General features: G+C 68.5%; 1 protein-coding gene and 1 pseudogene. Both read right to left on the bottom strand.

Translation table 11 applies throughout. The features are described 5' to 3' along the window. Positions 1–98 precede the first annotated feature (98 nt). A pseudogene (locus tag MET9862_RS30380) lies at positions 99–293 on the bottom strand (hypothetical protein); the annotation flags it as partial. 15 nt (positions 294–308) lie between these two features. Next, entirely contained in the window at positions 309–527 is a 219-nt protein-coding gene (locus tag MET9862_RS29065; protein WP_142586324.1) for a hypothetical protein, read from the bottom strand. Between the last annotated feature and the right edge of the window lie 248 nt (positions 528–775).

Here is a 775-nt window from a genome sequence, read left to right as displayed (position 1 = left end):
CAAGGCGCAGTTCGCCGTCATCTTCGGCGAGCGCTTCACCCGGGCCATGGCGGCCTGATGTTCAACCCGCCGCCCGCACACGGAATTCCTGACAGTCCCCGCCTCCCCCAGCCGTCACGCCAGCGTCCGGCATCTGCGTCCCACCAGCGGCCATCGCCGAGGTGGTAGACCATCCGCCCGTGCGGCCGTCCGCAGCCCTCACAGCAGCCTCTCGCTCGCCCGAACCGGATCGCGATCGAGAGCTGCGGCCAGTCGATGGGGTAGAAGAAGCGGTGCTCGGGCCGGATCTGCATGCTCTCTCGATCCGGTCAGGCAACTGCCCTGCCCCGTACGGTGGCAGAAATCTGCCGCACGGCTGCCTCGGCGCGCATACGGGCAAGCTCGTCCCGCAACGCGGTGTTCTCGGCATGAAGCCGCCCGGCATCCGCCGCGGTTTCCACCAGCATGTCCTGAGCAGCCGCCAGCTGTTGGCGCAGCTCCGCCACCTCGAGCTCAAGGGCGAGGTGATGGGCATCGGGTAAGGACATCACCGTCGGCGCAGTGGCGCCCATTCGAGGGCGAGAACCGCGAAGCCGATAGTGCCCAGCGTCCCGGCCAGCATGACGAGGAAGGCCGCGGTCGTCATTCAGTACCAGATCCGCTAACCGCGCCGGCTGCCGCCGCGCTCAAGGCCGCCGCCAGGACTGCAACAAGGGCGGCCTCGATCATCGCAGGCGTCTCCCGTCCTCGGGTACCGCGGATAGATCGACGTTGTAGCCCTTCGCGGCGAGGGCCT

The organism is Methylobacterium symbioticum (genome assembly GCF_902141845.1).
Taxonomy (GTDB): Bacteria; Pseudomonadota; Alphaproteobacteria; order Rhizobiales; family Beijerinckiaceae; genus Methylobacterium; species Methylobacterium symbioticum.
The sequence above is the reverse complement of the archived record's forward strand: the minus strand, read 5'-3'. Positions and strand labels throughout refer to the sequence as shown.

Excerpts from the sequence above, each read along its gene's own strand:
- MET9862_RS29065 (WP_142586324.1), bottom strand. The coding sequence starts at position 527 with ATGTCCTTACCCGATGCCCATCACCTCGCCCTTGAGCTCGAGGTGGCG.